General features: G+C 39.1%; 19 protein-coding genes and 1 other RNA gene. 16 read left to right on the top strand and 4 right to left on the bottom strand.

Annotated features, from left to right (window positions below; translation table 11 throughout):
• Window positions 1–8 precede the first annotated feature (8 nt).
• From cmk to pdxT, 5 genes are all read left to right on the top strand, one after another.
• Window positions 9–680, top strand: coding sequence for a (d)CMP kinase (gene cmk, locus LG369_RS02630; RefSeq protein ID WP_225750154.1), 672 nt, complete (start codon window positions 9–11; stop codon window positions 678–680).
• Window positions 681–819: 139 nt separating this feature from the next.
• Window positions 820–1,158: a zinc ribbon domain-containing protein YjdM gene (locus LG369_RS02635; protein WP_225750155.1), complete on the top strand. Its 339-nt coding sequence runs from the start codon at window positions 820–822 to the stop codon at window positions 1,156–1,158.
• A gap of 2 nt (window positions 1,159–1,160) precedes the next feature.
• Entirely contained in the window at window positions 1,161–1,793 is a 633-nt protein-coding gene (locus LG369_RS02640; protein ID WP_049494849.1) for a Pr6Pr family membrane protein, read from the top strand.
• Window positions 1,794–1,931: 138 nt separating this feature from the next.
• Window positions 1,932–2,807: a pyridoxal 5'-phosphate synthase lyase subunit PdxS gene (gene pdxS, locus LG369_RS02645; protein ID WP_004253907.1), complete on the top strand. Its 876-nt coding sequence runs from the start codon at window positions 1,932–1,934 to the stop codon at window positions 2,805–2,807.
• Window positions 2,808–3,380, top strand: a complete 573-nt coding sequence (gene pdxT / locus LG369_RS02650) for a pyridoxal 5'-phosphate synthase glutaminase subunit PdxT (protein WP_225750156.1) — start codon at window positions 2,808–2,810, stop codon at window positions 3,378–3,380.
• A 32-nt stretch (window positions 3,381–3,412) separates the two neighbouring features.
• On the opposite strand, the gene trhA is transcribed toward pdxT, so the two are convergent.
• Both trhA and LG369_RS02660 read right to left on the bottom strand, forming a co-directional pair.
• Window positions 3,413–4,060: a PAQR family membrane homeostasis protein TrhA gene (gene trhA / locus LG369_RS02655; RefSeq protein WP_004253913.1), complete on the bottom strand. Its 648-nt coding sequence runs from the start codon at window positions 4,058–4,060 to the stop codon at window positions 3,413–3,415.
• Window positions 4,050–4,505, bottom strand: coding sequence for a DUF1836 domain-containing protein (locus LG369_RS02660; protein ID WP_225750157.1), 456 nt, complete (start codon window positions 4,503–4,505; stop codon window positions 4,050–4,052). The genes trhA and LG369_RS02660 overlap by 11 nt, the downstream gene beginning before the upstream one ends.
• Before the next feature lie 134 nt (window positions 4,506–4,639).
• On the opposite strand from LG369_RS02660, the gene LG369_RS02665 reads away from it, so the two are divergent.
• From LG369_RS02665 to trxB, 7 genes are all read left to right on the top strand, one after another.
• Entirely contained in the window at window positions 4,640–5,140 is a 501-nt protein-coding gene (locus LG369_RS02665) for a GNAT family N-acetyltransferase (RefSeq protein WP_225750488.1), read from the top strand.
• A complete protein-coding gene (locus LG369_RS02670) occupies window positions 5,133–5,645 on the top strand; it encodes a methylated-DNA--[protein]-cysteine S-methyltransferase (RefSeq protein ID WP_413252021.1) in 513 nt (170 codons plus the stop codon). The genes LG369_RS02665 and LG369_RS02670 overlap by 8 nt, the downstream gene beginning before the upstream one ends.
• Before the next feature lie 11 nt (window positions 5,646–5,656).
• Window positions 5,657–6,013 (top strand): Spx/MgsR family RNA polymerase-binding regulatory protein, encoded by a 357-nt coding sequence (locus LG369_RS02675; protein WP_006148818.1) that lies wholly within the window; start codon window positions 5,657–5,659, stop codon window positions 6,011–6,013.
• A gap of 156 nt (window positions 6,014–6,169) precedes the next feature.
• Window positions 6,170–6,970 (top strand): amino acid ABC transporter permease, encoded by an 801-nt coding sequence (locus tag LG369_RS02680; protein WP_004253929.1) that lies wholly within the window; start codon window positions 6,170–6,172, stop codon window positions 6,968–6,970.
• Window positions 6,970–7,713 (top strand): amino acid ABC transporter ATP-binding protein, encoded by a 744-nt coding sequence (locus LG369_RS02685; protein ID WP_006148814.1) that lies wholly within the window; start codon window positions 6,970–6,972, stop codon window positions 7,711–7,713. The genes LG369_RS02680 and LG369_RS02685 overlap by 1 nt, the downstream gene beginning before the upstream one ends.
• A gap of 79 nt (window positions 7,714–7,792) precedes the next feature.
• Window positions 7,793–8,017, top strand: coding sequence for a DUF4059 family protein (locus tag LG369_RS02690; protein WP_195183931.1), 225 nt, complete (start codon window positions 7,793–7,795; stop codon window positions 8,015–8,017).
• Between the two features lie 65 nt (window positions 8,018–8,082).
• Window positions 8,083–8,994, top strand: coding sequence for a thioredoxin-disulfide reductase (gene trxB / locus LG369_RS02695; protein WP_225750158.1), 912 nt, complete (start codon window positions 8,083–8,085; stop codon window positions 8,992–8,994).
• A 32-nt stretch (window positions 8,995–9,026) separates the two neighbouring features.
• On the opposite strand, the gene rlmB is transcribed toward trxB, so the two are convergent.
• Both rlmB and def read right to left on the bottom strand, forming a co-directional pair.
• Window positions 9,027–9,755, bottom strand: a complete 729-nt coding sequence (gene rlmB, locus LG369_RS02700; RefSeq protein WP_070677535.1) for a 23S rRNA (guanosine(2251)-2'-O)-methyltransferase RlmB — start codon at window positions 9,753–9,755, stop codon at window positions 9,027–9,029.
• Window positions 9,756–9,799: 44 nt separating this feature from the next.
• Window positions 9,800–10,411, bottom strand: a complete 612-nt coding sequence (def, locus tag LG369_RS02705) for a peptide deformylase (protein WP_070677533.1) — start codon at window positions 10,409–10,411, stop codon at window positions 9,800–9,802.
• A 147-nt stretch (window positions 10,412–10,558) separates the two neighbouring features.
• Between def and LG369_RS02710 the strand changes: the two genes are divergently transcribed.
• From LG369_RS02710 to ssrA, 4 genes are all read left to right on the top strand, one after another.
• Window positions 10,559–11,878, top strand: coding sequence for a CapA family protein (locus tag LG369_RS02710; RefSeq protein ID WP_070677531.1), 1,320 nt, complete (start codon window positions 10,559–10,561; stop codon window positions 11,876–11,878).
• Between the two features lie 24 nt (window positions 11,879–11,902).
• Window positions 11,903–12,730, top strand: coding sequence for a Cof-type HAD-IIB family hydrolase (locus LG369_RS02715; protein ID WP_070677529.1), 828 nt, complete (start codon window positions 11,903–11,905; stop codon window positions 12,728–12,730).
• A gap of 1 nt (window position 12,731) precedes the next feature.
• Window positions 12,732–13,367, top strand: coding sequence for an SGNH/GDSL hydrolase family protein (locus tag LG369_RS02720; RefSeq protein ID WP_070677527.1), 636 nt, complete (start codon window positions 12,732–12,734; stop codon window positions 13,365–13,367).
• A gap of 60 nt (window positions 13,368–13,427) precedes the next feature.
• Window positions 13,428–13,775: a transfer-messenger RNA gene (gene ssrA / locus LG369_RS02725) on the top strand.
• The last annotated feature ends 234 nt before the right edge of the window (window positions 13,776–14,009 follow it).

Consider the following 14,009-nt stretch of genomic DNA (forward strand, 5'->3'; position numbering starts at 1 on the left):
GAGTGACGATGAAAACAATTCAGATTGCTATTGATGGGCCAGCTTCCAGTGGTAAGAGTACGGTAGCTAAGATTATCGCTAAAGACTTTGGCTATACTTATCTGGATACGGGTGCTATGTATCGTGCTGCCACTTACATCGCTTTGAACAACCAAATAAGTCCAGAGGAGTCTTCACGACTTCTTGAATTACTGGAACAATATCCGATTAGCTTTGGTCGCGCTGAAACAGGAGAACAGCTTGTTTTTGTTGGAGATGTCGATGTAACGAATCCAATCCGAGAAAATGAAGTAACCAATGCTGTTTCTGCCTTTGCTGCTATTCCAGCTGTTCGTGAAAAATTGGTAGCCCTTCAGCAAGAAATTGCCCGACAAGGTGGTATCGTTATGGATGGCCGCGATATTGGAACAGTAGTCTTGCCTCAGGCTGAATTGAAGATTTTTCTAGTAGCATCTGTAGATGAGCGTGCGGAACGTCGTTATAAGGAAAATCTTTCAAAGGGAATCGAAACAGATTTGGAAACTTTGAAAGAAGAGATTGCTGCGCGTGATTATAAAGATAGTCATCGTGAAACTTCACCTCTCAAGCAAGCTGAGGATGCAATCTATTTGGATACGACTGGCCTCTCTATTTTAGAAGTTATTGAAAAAATTAAATCAGAAGCTCAAAAACATCTATAAGAACTATAAAAACGATGAACTGAATTTCGGTTTGTCGTTTTTTTATCATGATTTGTCAAATAGTCTGTTTTAAGGTATAATAGTTGCTGTTGAAGAAAATTTGACATTCAAATAATCATAAATTTATTAAGGAGATAACATGAGTCAATTACCAAATTGCCCAAAATGTAATTCAGAATATGTATATGAAGATGGCGCACTTCTTGTTTGCCCAGAATGTGCTTACGAGTGGAATCCTGCTGAGCAAGCAGAAGTTGAAGAAGGACTTGTTGCCATCGATGCAAATGGAAACAAACTAGCTGATGGAGATACAGTAACCTTGATTAAAGATTTGAAGGTAAAAGGTGCTCCTAAAGACCTCAAACAAGGAACTCGTGTGAAAAACATCCGTATTGTAGAAGGTGACCATAACATTGACTGTAAGATTGATGGTTTTGGTGCTATGAAGCTTAAATCAGAATTTGTGAAGAAGATTTAATCATGATTAAAAATGAAAAAGTAATATTTTATAGTCGTATCTTTTTATTTATAGCAGCCTTTACCGGTGTATACTTGGAGATTACCAAACGCGGTGGTTTAGGGATGTTGCTATACTACACAGTACTTTCTAACCTTTTGGTTGTACTTTTTACAGGTTATCTTTTGTTAAAGATGCGTAGTGGAGGTGATAGTTGGCAGAGTCCTGGTATTCTACGTCTCAAAGGTGGCGTCACTATGAGTATTATGATTACTTGTGTCATCTATCATTTCATGCTAGCTCCTTTGACGACAGATTTTTACCGTTTGGAAAATTTCCTTTGTCATTATATTGTCCCTCTCTGGTTTTTAGCAGATACAATTATTTTTGATAAGAGTCGTCAATATAAGTTAGTTGATCCCATGCTTTGGACTAGCCTTCCTTTGCTTTATATGATTTTTGCCCTCTTAAACGGTTTTGTTCTAAAGATGGATGTTCCTAATGCTAAGGATAGTCCCTTCCCTTATTTCTTTTTGAATGCTACCAAACATGGTTGGGGCTTTGTCTTTAAATGGGCGGCAACTATTTTTGTTGCCTACATGGTTTCAGGATATCTCTTTTATCTTGTGAAAAGTATTAAAAAATCTAAGAAATAAAAGTACCCAATGTGGGTGCTTTTTTTGTGATAGAGATAATTGTACCCGGACAAATCGATTTATTTTATCTTGTTATGCAGTCTTTTATACCTTACAATAAAACTGTAGCTACCAATACAACTATTGAGGATGAAAAAAATGACTGAAAATCGTTATGAATTAAATAAGAATTTAGCACAGATGCTTAAAGGTGGCGTCATCATGGATGTCCAAAACCCTGAACAGGCAAGAATTGCTGAGGCTGCAGGTGCGGCAGCAGTTATGGCTTTGGAACGAATCCCAGCTGATATTCGTGCGGCGGGTGGTGTCTCTCGCATGAGTGATCCAAAGATGATTAAGGAAATCCAAGAAGCAGTCAGCATTCCAGTTATGGCTAAGGTTCGAATTGGGCATTTTGTTGAAGCACAGATTTTAGAGGCTATCGAGATTGACTATATCGATGAGAGCGAAGTTCTATCTCCAGCTGATGACCGTTTCCATGTGGACAAGAAAGAATTTCAAGTTCCTTTTGTTTGTGGTGCTAAAGATCTAGGAGAAGCCTTGCGTCGTATCGCTGAAGGAGCTTCTATGATCCGTACAAAAGGGGAACCAGGAACAGGAGACATCGTTCAGGCGGTTCGTCATATGCGTATGATGAATCAAGAAATTCGCCGCATTCAAAACCTCCGTGAGGACGAGTTATATGTTGCTGCAAAAGAACTCCAAGTACCTGTAGAATTAGTTCAATATGTCCACGAAAATGGGAAATTACCAGTTGTCAACTTTGCAGCTGGAGGGGTTGCAACACCAGCGGACGCTGCTCTTATGATGCAACTAGGTGCAGAAGGTGTGTTTGTTGGCTCAGGGATTTTCAAATCAGGTGATCCTGTTAAACGTGCGGCAGCAATTGTCAAAGCTGTTACCAATTATCAGAATCCTCAAATTCTAGCTCAAATCTCTGAAGACTTGGGAGAAGCCATGGTAGGTATCAACGAGAACGAAATCCAAATTCTCATGGCTGAGCGAGGAAAATAGATGAAAATCGGAATCTTGGCCTTGCAAGGTGCCTTTGTAGAACACGAGAAAATGCTTGCTCAACTAGGAGTTGAAAGTATTGAACTGCGAAACCTAGAAGATTTTCAGCAACACCAGAGTGACCTGTCTGGGTTAATCTTGCCAGGGGGAGAGTCTACAACTATGGGGAAACTGTTGCGAGATCAGCAGATGCTCATTCCTATAAGAGAGGCTATTCTCAATGGTTTACCAGTCTTTGGAACTTGTGCGGGTTTAATTTTGCTAGCAAAACAAATCACTTCTAAAGAGGAAAGCCATCTAGCGACTATGGACATAGTAGTAGAGCGCAATGCCTATGGACGTCAGCTAGGAAGCTTTTATACAGAAGCTGACTGCAAGGGCGTTGGTAAAATTCCAATGACCTTTATCCGTGGCCCAATTATCAGTAGTGTTGGTGACAGTGTTGATGTTCTAGCGATTATGAACAATCAAATCGTTGCGGCACAAGAAAAGAATATGCTGGTAACCTCCTTTCATCCTGAATTGACAAATGATCTTCGTTTGCATCAGTACTTTATGAATATGTGTAAATAAAAAAAGAGGTTGGGATTTTTCCCAACTTCTTTTTACATGTAATAAACAATAGCAATGTATTGAAGAGCAGAGGCTGCTAGAATGAAGAGATGCCAAATCATATGGAAGTATGGTTTCTTTTTAGCGTAGAATCCAGCGCCAACTGTATAGCAAAGGCCACCTGATACCATAAGACTCCAAAACATTGGACTTGTCTGACTGATGATTGCTGGTAAGATTGCCAATACGAGCCATCCCATGATGAGGTAAAGGATGAGGCTGAATTTTTCATTGACCTTCTTGGCAAAGATTTTATAAAGAATACCGAAAATAGTTGTCCCCCATTGGATAGCAATAATGAGATAACCAAACCAATTATTCATCAGGGTTAAAACCACTGGTGTATAAGAACCTGCAATCGCAACATAAATCATGGAATGGTCAATAATTCGTAACACATATTTATGAGTTGAACCATAAGCCATAGAATGATAAATAGTTGATGATAAGAACATGAGAAAGAGGCTGATGACGAAGATGGAAACTCCGATAGACGATAAGAAACCATGTGCCTCATAACTGTAAGTAGATGAAATGGGTAGTAGGATGAGCATGATAAATGCTCCTACAGCATGGGTGACACTGTTGGCAATTTCTTCTCCAAAACTAAGTCGTTTACTAAGTTTGAAACTAGTATTCATTTGTTTCCTCCTCTTCGGTTTCTATATAGACTAGTGCAAGTGTTTGATGATAGAGTTTGACCGTTTGGCAGCTTGCCTGGATAATGGGATTAGCTGGATCAATATCTTCATTCATATAGTCCACAAAAGCATTGTAAAGTTCTTCTGAATTAGTGTCTGTGTGTAGGGTATTAAGGGTTTGAGCAATTTCTTGGATAGAAAAAACAGACTTGAGAGTGGTAATAGCAATCAATCGTGCGATTTGTTTGCGTTGATATTTTTTCTTTTCAGGTTTACTGATATATCCGTGTTTGACATAGTTGTTCACCATGGATGCTGTCAAACCTTTCTCCTTGTCAGGAGAAGCTGGAGGACAGATTTGATTGACATAGAGCAGAACCTGGTCCAGATAGAGATTGATACTTGGAATTTCTTCCCATTTTGGATAGGAAAAAGTGGTATTCATTTTCAACTCCTTTTTATCTAGTTTTAATAACTAGATTATAAAATATTAGAAATAATAAGTCAAGTTTCAAGTGCTTGTAGAAAGAAATAATTTATGCTATGATGAGAGAAAATAGTATGAAAAGAGGATAAATGATGGAGATTCGCTTAGCATTTCCAAACGAAGTTGACGCAATTATACAAGTGATTGAAGGAGCCAAGAAATGTTTGGCAGAAGCTGGTAGCACTCAGTGGCAAAACGGCTACCCAGATGCAGATACCATTATTGAAGATATCATCTCTGGTCAAGCTTATGTAGCCCTAGACGAAGGTAATCTCTTAGCCTATGCAGCAGTGACTAAGAGCCCAGAAAAAGCTTATGAAGCAATTTATGATGGCAACTGGGAGGGAAATGAAACAGAATACTTAGTATTTCACCGTATTGCCGTTGCTAGAGATGCGCAAGGTCAAGGTGTTGCTCAGACCTTTTTAGAAGGCTTGATTGAAGGCTTCGATTACCTAGATTTTCGTTCAGATACGCACGCTAAAAACATAGCCATGCAGCATATCTTTGAAAAACTTGGCTTCAAACAGGTTGGTAAAGTTCCAGTAGACGGGGAACGCTTGGCCTATCAAAAATTAAAATCAAATGACTAAGAAGTATGCAAAGATGCTATACAAGTCACCGATTGGCCCCCTATCTCTGGTAGCAGATGACCACTATTTGTTTGGGATATGGATTGAAGAAGAGAGCGATTTTGAGAAGGGATTATCTGAAAATGATGTAACTATTGTTGAAAGTCATCCCATTTTAAATCAAATTACTTCCTATATAGAGACTTATTTTAAGGGGCAAGATCAAGACTTATCTGAGATTCCTTTAGCTCCTGTCGGTAGTGACTTTGAAAAAAGAGTTTGGAACTACTTGCGAGGAATTCCTTTTGGTCAGACAGTTACTTATGGGCAAATAGCTAAGGACTTGCAGGTAGCTTCTGCTCAAGCAGTCGGAGGAGCAGTAGGTCGCAATCCCTGGTCTATCCTTGTACCTTGTCACCGTGTGCTAGGTGCTGGAGGACGTCTGACAGGCTACGCTTGGGGACTCGAAAAGAAGGCTTGGCTCTTGAGGCATGAAGGTGCAAGTTATCAAGAAAATAAAAAATAGAAAGAGAAAAAATGTTAGAATTTATCGAATATCCAAAATGTACAACTTGTAAAAAAGCTAAGAAAGAATTAGATCAACTCGGACTAGAATATAAAGACGTTCATATCGTTGAAGAGACTCCGAGTGAAAAGGTCATTTTAAACTGGCTCGAAACTTCGGGATTTGAATTGAAGCAATTTTTCAATACTAGTGGAATCAAATATCGTGAACTCGGATTGAAAGATAAGGTTGGAACATTGTCAAACAAAGAAGCAGCCAAACTCTTGGCCAGTGATGGTATGCTGTTAAAACGTCCGATACTAGTTGAAAATGGTCTTGTAAAACAAATTGGCTATCGTAAATCATACAATAACTTGGATTTGAATTAGTTTTTTTCTATCTCTTCGATAGGTAAAATATATAACCTCCCACTTTTAAAGTATGATAAACTAGAAGGTAGATGAAATCTGATATGCTCGTAGCAAATATTTTTAATTAGAGCATAAGTATGATAGAATGAATCATTATCTTGAGAGGATGTTTCTATGAATGTTACAACGATTTTAGCATCTGATTGGTATCAAAATTTGATGCAATATATTCCAGATGGCAAACTTTTTAGTTGGCGTTCGGTCTTTGATGGGATTCCAAGAATTGTACAGCAATTACCTACAACATTGATGTTAACGGTATTCGGTGCCTTTTTTGGTATCATGCTAGCCCTAATCTTTGCTATCGTGAAAATCAACCGAGTTAGATTTATATACCCATTACAAGCCTTTTTTGTTAGTTTCCTAAAAGGAACCCCAATTTTAGTCCAACTGATGTTGACTTATTACGGGATTCCACTAGCTCTGAAAGCCTTGAATCAACAATGGGGAACTTCTCTGAACATTAATGCTATTCCTGCAGCAACATTTGCGATTGTGGCATTTGCTTTTAACGAGGCAGCCTATGCCAGCGAAACTCTTCGTGCGGCAATTCTTTCTGTAAATCCAGGTGAGATTGAAGCTGCTCGTAGTCTTGGTATGACACGTGCGCAAGTTTATCGTCGTGTGATTATTCCCAATGCAGCAGTAGTTGCAACACCAACCTTGATTAACTCCTTGATTGGCTTGACCAAGGGGACTTCCCTAGCCTTTAGTGCAGGTGTTGTAGAAGTCTTTGCCCAAGCTCAGATTTTGGGTGGTGCAGACTATCGTTACTTTGAACGTTTTATCTCAGTTGCCCTTGTCTACTGGGTAGTAAATATCGTTATTGAAAATCTTGGCCGTTTCATTGAAAGAAAAATGGCTATTACAGCACCAGATAATGTTGAGACAGATGTGAAAGGAGAGCTTCGCTAATGATTAAAATTTCAAATTTAAGCAAATCCTTTTCAGGTCAAACCGTTTTGGACCATCTGAATTTAGATATTCAAAAAGGAGAAGTTGTTGCCTTAATTGGTTCTTCAGGAGCTGGGAAATCAACTTTTCTTCGTAGCCTAAACTATCTAGAAACTCCTGATAGTGGAAGTATTCAGATTGATGATTTCAAAGTTGATTTTTCTCAAATAACGCAAGAAGAAATTCTAACTCTTCGTCGCAAATTATCGATGGTTTTCCAACAGTTTAATTTATTTGAGCGTAGAACAGCGTTAGAAAATGTTAAAGAAGGCTTGGTGGTAGTTAAAAAACTATCGGACGAAGAAGCGACTGAAATTGCTAAGGAAGAGCTAGCTAAGGTTGGGCTTTCTGATCGTGAACAGCATTATCCGCGTCACTTGTCAGGGGGGCAAAAACAACGGGTAGCTATAGCGCGTGCCCTGGCCATGAAACCAGACGTCTTACTTTTGGATGAACCGACTTCAGCACTGGACCCAGAATTGGTTGGTGAGGTAGAAAGATCGATTGCCAATGCTGCAAAATCAGGTCAAACCATGGTTTTGGTTAGTCATGATATGTCATTTGTTGCTCAAGTAGCTGATAAGGTTTTATTCTTGGATAAAGGAAAGATTATTGAATCTGGAACACCGGATGAGATTATCAACCATCCTAAAGAAGAACGAACAAAAGAGTTCTTTGCTAGTTACAAACGGACCTATATCTGATATAATAGAAGATAAGAAAAACTCAGTTGGCTAAGCTAACTGGGTTTGCTCTTTAAAAATAATAGAAATGAGAGAGAGCATGCTAGTTCAGCTATTTGCTTTGTATTTAGAGAGTTTGGTTTTGACGATTTTACTAGTCTTGGTTGTCTTAGGGCTTTGGATTGGTTTAAGAGCTCTATCAGGTGTGGATAAAACTGCTAAGGAGCGTCAGGCTCACCTCTATGATATGATTATGATTGGAGTTCTAACAATTCCAGTATTATCTTTTGCAACCATGAGCATCTTGTTGGTTCTCAAGGCTTAATAGTTGTCAAATAGGATTTTATCCGTTAGAATAAGAATAGTTACAACAAGAAAGAAGGAAATAGAATGTACGATACGATTATTGTTGGTGCAGGTCCTGCTGGGATGACTGCAGCCTTGTATGCAGCTCGTAGCAATCTCAAAGTAGCTTTGATTGAAGGTGGTCTTCCTGGCGGTCAGATGAACAATACTTCTGACATTGAAAACTATCCAGGTTATGCTAACATTAGTGGACCTGAGTTAGCAGAAAAGATGTTTGAACCTCTTGAAAATCTAGGTGTTGAGCATCTCTATGGCTTTGTAGAAAATATTGAGGACCATGGTGATGTTAAGAAAGTAATCACAGACAATGAAGAATTTGAAACTCGCACAGTTATTGTGGCGACTGGTTCTAAGCACCGACTCTTAGGCGTTCCAGGAGAAGAAGAACTCAACAGTCGAGGTGTTTCTTACTGTGCGGTTTGTGATGGAGCCTTTTTCCGTGACCAAGATTTGTTGGTTGTAGGTGGTGGTGACTCAGCGGTTGAGGAAGCAATCTTCTTAACACAGTTTGCCAAAACTGTAACCATCGTTCACCGTCGTGATGAGCTTCGTGCTCAAAAAGTCTTGCAAGATCGCGCCTTTGCCAATGAAAAAATCAACTTCATTTGGGATTCTGTTGTCAAAGAAATTAAGGGTGAAAACCGTGTGGAGTCAGTTGTCATTGAAAATGTTAAAACAAATCAAGTGACTGAACATGCCTTTGGAGGCGTCTTCATCTATGTTGGTTTAGATCCAGTTAGCGATTTTACAAAAGATTTACAAATCCAAGATGAGTCAGGTTGGATTGTGACAGATGACCACATGAAGACAAGTGTTGCAGGTGTCTTTGCAGTTGGAGATGTTCGTCAGAAAGACCTTCGCCAAGTTACAACAGCAGTTGGAGATGCTGCTATTGCAGGTCAAGAAGCCTATAAATATATTACTGAACACAGTTAAAAAAGTTTCCAATCATTTGATTGGAAACTTTTTTATAATCGATTGCGGAAGACTTCGTACATAAGAATAGCAGCAGCAACGCTTGCATTGAGACTCTGTACATGTCCATTCATTGGAATAGTGATCATCTCGTCCACTTGCTTTTTGATGTTACTTGAGATACCTTTTCCTTCATTTCCGATAATGAGGGCGACCTTTCCACTGGTGTTCCATTTATGGCAAGGAGTTCCATTCATATCAGTACCAAAGGTCCAAAAGCCCTCTTCTTTAAGTTTATCCAAAGTTTGGCTGAGATTGGTTACGCGAGCAATGGGGACGTGCTCGATAGCACCTGTTGCTGTTTTTGCAACTACGGGTGTCACACCAACAGCTCGATGTTTTGGAATAATAACACCTGAAACGTTGGTTGCATCTGCCGTTCTTAGGATAGAACCTAAGTTATGAGGGTCAGTTAGTCCATCGAGGATCAATACTAGTGGGTTTTCTTCTTGACGGGTTTTGGCAAGAATCTGCTCAAGTTCAGTATAGGCAAATTCAGAAACACGTAGGACAAAACCTTGGTGGACAGCTCCTTCAGTCATTTCGGAAAGAGATTTTTTTGAAGTCCAAGAAATGGATACTTTCTTTTCAGTTGCCAGTTCCTTGACTTTTTCTACATTCTTACCTCGTAAATCATCCTGGAGATAGAGTTTGTTTCCAGTATTTGCTAACAGTGCTTCGGTAACGGCGTGAACGCCATAGACAATATCATTTGTTTTCATGGCTCTATTATAACATAAAACCCCGTTGTTGAACGGGATTTTCTTTATTCCAGAATGAGTAAACCTTCTTTGACTGCGAAAGGATCCTTTTCATTGATACGATCATAAAACATAACACCATTTAAGTGGTCGATTTCATGTTGTACAACGATGGAGTTGTAGCCTTTTAGCTTGATGCGATGTTTTTCACCATCCTTGTCAAAGTAGTCAACAGTCACTCGAGCGTGACGGATAACATAACCTGGGACAGCACGATCGACTGATAGGCAACCTTCTCCCTCTCCTAGAGCAGCGTCTTGGACTGAGTGTGAGACAATCTTAGGATTGTACATAACAGCTTGTAAGTCATAGGCTTCTTGAGGTGTTTCACCTTCCTCAGTGATATTAGGAACTAAAACAGCAATGATGCGTTTTGAGATATCTAATTGTGGTGCAGCAAGTCCGACTCCTCCACGTAGACCTAACTTTTCAGCCATAACTGGGTCTTGCGAATGTTTTAAAAATTGCATCATTTTCTCTCCGAGAATGATATCTTGATCACTCAATGGGAAAGTGACTTCCTCGGCAACTGCACGTAGGGTTGGATTGCCCTCGCGGATAATATCTTTCATATCGATTAAATGTGAAGCTTTTGTAATACGTTCTATAGCAGACATCTTCTCTCCTTCCTTCCATTACAATTCCATGATAACACAAAATAGTTGAGAAAGAAAGTCACAGAAGTTGCTAATAAAAGGAAATACCAATTTGTCTGTGGTATAATAAAGTAAGGAGACTTGCATCAAAAAGCAAGGAGAAAAGATATGGAAAAACGTAGTAGTAGAAATCAAAAAGATCCTGTCTTAGGACTTGTCAGAAAATTTATTCGTTTTTTTAGAAACTATCGCCAATGGAGTAATAAAACCTTTATTGTGGTTTTGTTAATCGTAGTTGCTATTTCTATGGCATTGACCTTATTATCTGAAGGGATAAAGGGGATTCCATTAGTGAATAGTAGTGTAACTACAGTGAGTCAGAGTGCTGATTCTAAGGAGAAAACTACTGTAACGGAACAGGAAACAAGTGCTCGCATCATGGCAAATGGTGATTTGCTTTACCATGACATCATCTACATTTCAGCTAAAAAATCAGACGGTAGCTACGATTTTCATGAAAACTTTGAATACGTAAAACCTTGGCTGAAGCAAGCTGACTTAGTTCTTGGTGATTTTGAAGGAACCGTAAATAAAGATCACTATCTTGCAGGTTATCCTTTGTTTAATGCACCTGGTGAAGTTATGGATGCTATAAAAGATGCAGGCTATCAAGTGCTAGACTTGGCTCACAATCATATCTTGGATTCTCAGATTGAGGGAGTGGTATCAACTGCGGATGCTATTGAAAAGGCAGGAATGACACCAGTCGGTGTTTATACTCATGAAGCTAGAGATAAGGCGCCTTTAGTTATCAAGGAAGTCAACGGAATTAAAGTTGCTATTTTAGCCTATTCCTATGGTTTTAATGGCATTGAACAAAGCATTTCTCAAGAGGATTATAATCGCTATCTTTCAGACTTAGATGAAGATAAAATGAAGGCTGAAATTGAGCGAGCAGAGAAAGAGGCAGATATTACAATTATCATGCCTCAGATGGGAGTTGAGTATCAAATTGAGCCGACTGAGGAGCAAAAGAAACTTTACCATAAAATGATTGATTGGGGTGCTGATATTATCTTTGGTGGTCATCCTCACGTTGTTGAACCAGCTGAAACGGTTGAAAAAGAAGGTGATAAAAAGCTTATCATTTACTCTATGGGGAATTTCATCTCAAATCAACGGATTGAAACCATGCAGGATGTTGAAAATGCCAAGTGGACGGAACGTGGAGTTCTCATGGATGTGACCATTAAGAAGAAATCTGGTAAAACGACTATCGAAACTGCCCAAGCCCATCCAAGCTGGGTGAGTAGGACTCCAAAGGGAGGCTATTCTCCAGAAGGATACCCACTCTATCTTTACCAAACTTATATCCTGGAAGACTTTATTGAGGGTGGGAAATACCGTAGTCAGTTAGACGAGGCTACCAAGGAACGGATTGATACAGCCTATAAAGAAATGAATGAACATGTAGGTTTGAAGTGGTAGTGATTCGAATCTCAAGGAGACAAAATGGAAATTAAGATAGTAGCAACGGATATGGATGGTACTTTGTTAGATCCAAGAGGTCAACTAGACCTTCCTCGCTTAGAGAAAATTTTGGATAAGCTGGACCACCGTGGCGTTCGGTTTGTCATTGCGACTGGAAATGAAGTTCATCGTATGCGACAATTACTGGGACATCTAGCAGAAAGAGTCGTTCTGGTAGTTGCTAATGGTGCTCGGATATTCGAAAATAATGAATTGATTCAAGCACAAACTTGGGATGATGCCATGGTTGATAGGGCTTTAGCTCATTTTAAAGGTAGAGAATGTCAGGATCAGTTTGTCGTAACTGCGATGAATGGTGGTTTTGTAAAGAAAGGTACTGTTTTTACAGAACTTGATAAATTTATGACTCCAGAGATGATTGAGAAGCTCTATCAACGAATGAACTTTGTCGATGAATTTGACTCTAATCTCTTCGGTGGTGTTCTCAAGATGAGTATGGTAGTTGGTGAAGAACGATCCGATTCGGTTTTACAGGAAATTAATGACTTGTTTGATGGGCATGTGCGAGCTGTTTCCAGCGGTTATGGCTGTATTGATATCTTACAAGATGGGATTCATAAGGCGTGGGGGCTAGTAGAATTACTCAGACGTTGGAACTTAAAACCTGAACAAATCATGGCCTTCGGTGATAGTGAAAATGACATTGAAATGTTAGAGTTGGCCGGAATTTCATACGCTATGGAAAATGCAGAAGAGGCTGTTAAGAGAGTTGCGACAAAAGTAGCTCCAGCCAACAGTCAGGCGGGTGTTTACAAAGTTTTAGAGAACTGGCTAGAAAGAGGAGAATAACTTGGCAGTACAGCTATTAGAAAATTGGCTCTTAAAAGAGCAGGAGAAAATCCAAACCAAGTATCGTGAACTCAACCAGATTTCTGTAATTGAACCAGATATCATCTTTATTGGAGATTCTATTGTTGAGTATTATCCCTTGCAAGAATTACTAGGGACAACAAAGACCATTGTGAACCGAGGTATTCGAGGCTATCAAACTGGACTTTTACTAGATAACCTTGATGCCCACCTCTATGGTGATGCAGTGGATCAAATTGTGCTTTTGATTGGGACCAATGACATCGGGAAAGATGTTCCAATGAGTCAAGCATTAACGAATCTTGAAAGTGTAATTCAAAGTATTTCTCGTGACTATCCGCTGTCACAGATTAAGCTAGTTTCTATTCTGCCAGTTCATCAAGGGGAAGAATACAAACAGACAGTTTATATTCGCACAAATGAGAAAATCAAGGCCTGGAACCAAGCCTATCAAGAGCTAGCTTCTGCATACATGCAGGTAGAATATGTGTCTGCTTTTGAAGAGCTACTCGATCAGGAAGGGCAACTCAAATCTGACTATACAACAGATGGGCTTCACCTTAGCGTTTCTGGCTATCAGGCTCTATCAGAAATCTTGAAAACTAGACTTTTCTAGACATCTACTTGCATTTTTGCTTTTTTAACCTAGATAAGGTATAATATCTTTATAGTCTTTGGGGTCGTTACGGATTCGACAGGCATTATGAGGCATATTTTGCGACTCGTGTGGCGACGTAAACGCTCAGTTAAATATAACTGCAAAAAATAACACTTCTTACGCTCTAGCTGCCTAAAAACCAGCAGGCGTGACCCGATTCGGATTGCTCGTGTCTGATGATGGGTCTTATTATTAGCGAGATACGATCAAGCTTTGTCTAGCAGTTTGGTAAGAGATTTATAGACTCGCAGTTCCTAGGCTTGAGTTATGTGTCGAGGGATTGTTAAAACAATACATAACCTATGGTTGTAGACAAATATGTTAGCAGGTGTTTGGACGTGGGTTCGACTCCCACCGGCTCCATTGATAATTTACATTGTTTTGTAAATCTTTCTAAAACGTTGTTTTTACAACGTTTTTTATTTTATTCTTTGGTATTCTTTTGCAAAAAAAGAATACAACATTTTGTTGTATCCTAAATATTAAATCAAGTCCTGAATTTTCTTAAGTTTTTATCATATTTTCTGTTATAATTAAGGTGCCTTAAGAAAAATAATGAAAAAACTAAATGTTTTTCATATAGTTTTCATTGTTTTAATA

It is taken from the genome of Streptococcus sp. Marseille-Q4154, assembly GCF_916700545.1.
GTDB lineage: Bacteria > Bacillota > Bacilli > Lactobacillales > Streptococcaceae > Streptococcus > Streptococcus infantis_I.

What these genes read in the sequence shown, in the direction of transcription:
- LG369_RS02670 (WP_413252021.1), top strand. Translation starts at nt 5,133, where the DNA reads ATGACTAAGAAGTATGCAAAGATGCTATACAAGTCACCGATTGGCCCC.
- LG369_RS02665 (WP_225750488.1), top strand. Translation starts at nt 4,640, where the DNA reads ATGGAGATTCGCTTAGCATTTCCAAACGAAGTTGACGCAATTATACAA.
- pdxS (WP_004253907.1), top strand. Translation starts at nt 1,932, where the DNA reads ATGACTGAAAATCGTTATGAATTAAATAAGAATTTAGCACAGATGCTT.
- LG369_RS02715 (WP_070677529.1), top strand. Translation starts at nt 11,903, where the DNA reads ATGGAAATTAAGATAGTAGCAACGGATATGGATGGTACTTTGTTAGAT.
- pdxT (WP_225750156.1), top strand. Translation starts at nt 2,808, where the DNA reads ATGAAAATCGGAATCTTGGCCTTGCAAGGTGCCTTTGTAGAACACGAG.
- LG369_RS02635 (WP_225750155.1), top strand. Translation starts at nt 820, where the DNA reads ATGAGTCAATTACCAAATTGCCCAAAATGTAATTCAGAATATGTATAT.
- LG369_RS02680 (WP_004253929.1), top strand. Translation starts at nt 6,170, where the DNA reads ATGAATGTTACAACGATTTTAGCATCTGATTGGTATCAAAATTTGATG.
- LG369_RS02675 (WP_006148818.1), top strand. Translation starts at nt 5,657, where the DNA reads ATGTTAGAATTTATCGAATATCCAAAATGTACAACTTGTAAAAAAGCT.
- LG369_RS02710 (WP_070677531.1), top strand. Translation starts at nt 10,559, where the DNA reads ATGGAAAAACGTAGTAGTAGAAATCAAAAAGATCCTGTCTTAGGACTT.
- rlmB (WP_070677535.1), bottom strand. Translation starts at nt 9,755, where the DNA reads ATGAAAACAAATGATATTGTCTATGGCGTTCACGCCGTTACCGAAGCA.
- LG369_RS02690 (WP_195183931.1), top strand. Translation starts at nt 7,793, where the DNA reads ATGCTAGTTCAGCTATTTGCTTTGTATTTAGAGAGTTTGGTTTTGACG.
- LG369_RS02660 (WP_225750157.1), bottom strand. Translation starts at nt 4,505, where the DNA reads ATGAATACCACTTTTTCCTATCCAAAATGGGAAGAAATTCCAAGTATC.
- LG369_RS02685 (WP_006148814.1), top strand. Translation starts at nt 6,970, where the DNA reads ATGATTAAAATTTCAAATTTAAGCAAATCCTTTTCAGGTCAAACCGTT.
- trxB (WP_225750158.1), top strand. Translation starts at nt 8,083, where the DNA reads ATGTACGATACGATTATTGTTGGTGCAGGTCCTGCTGGGATGACTGCA.
- cmk (WP_225750154.1), top strand. Translation starts at nt 9, where the DNA reads ATGAAAACAATTCAGATTGCTATTGATGGGCCAGCTTCCAGTGGTAAG.
- LG369_RS02640 (WP_049494849.1), top strand. Translation starts at nt 1,161, where the DNA reads ATGATTAAAAATGAAAAAGTAATATTTTATAGTCGTATCTTTTTATTT.
- trhA (WP_004253913.1), bottom strand. Translation starts at nt 4,060, where the DNA reads ATGAATACTAGTTTCAAACTTAGTAAACGACTTAGTTTTGGAGAAGAA.
- def (WP_070677533.1), bottom strand. Translation starts at nt 10,411, where the DNA reads ATGTCTGCTATAGAACGTATTACAAAAGCTTCACATTTAATCGATATG.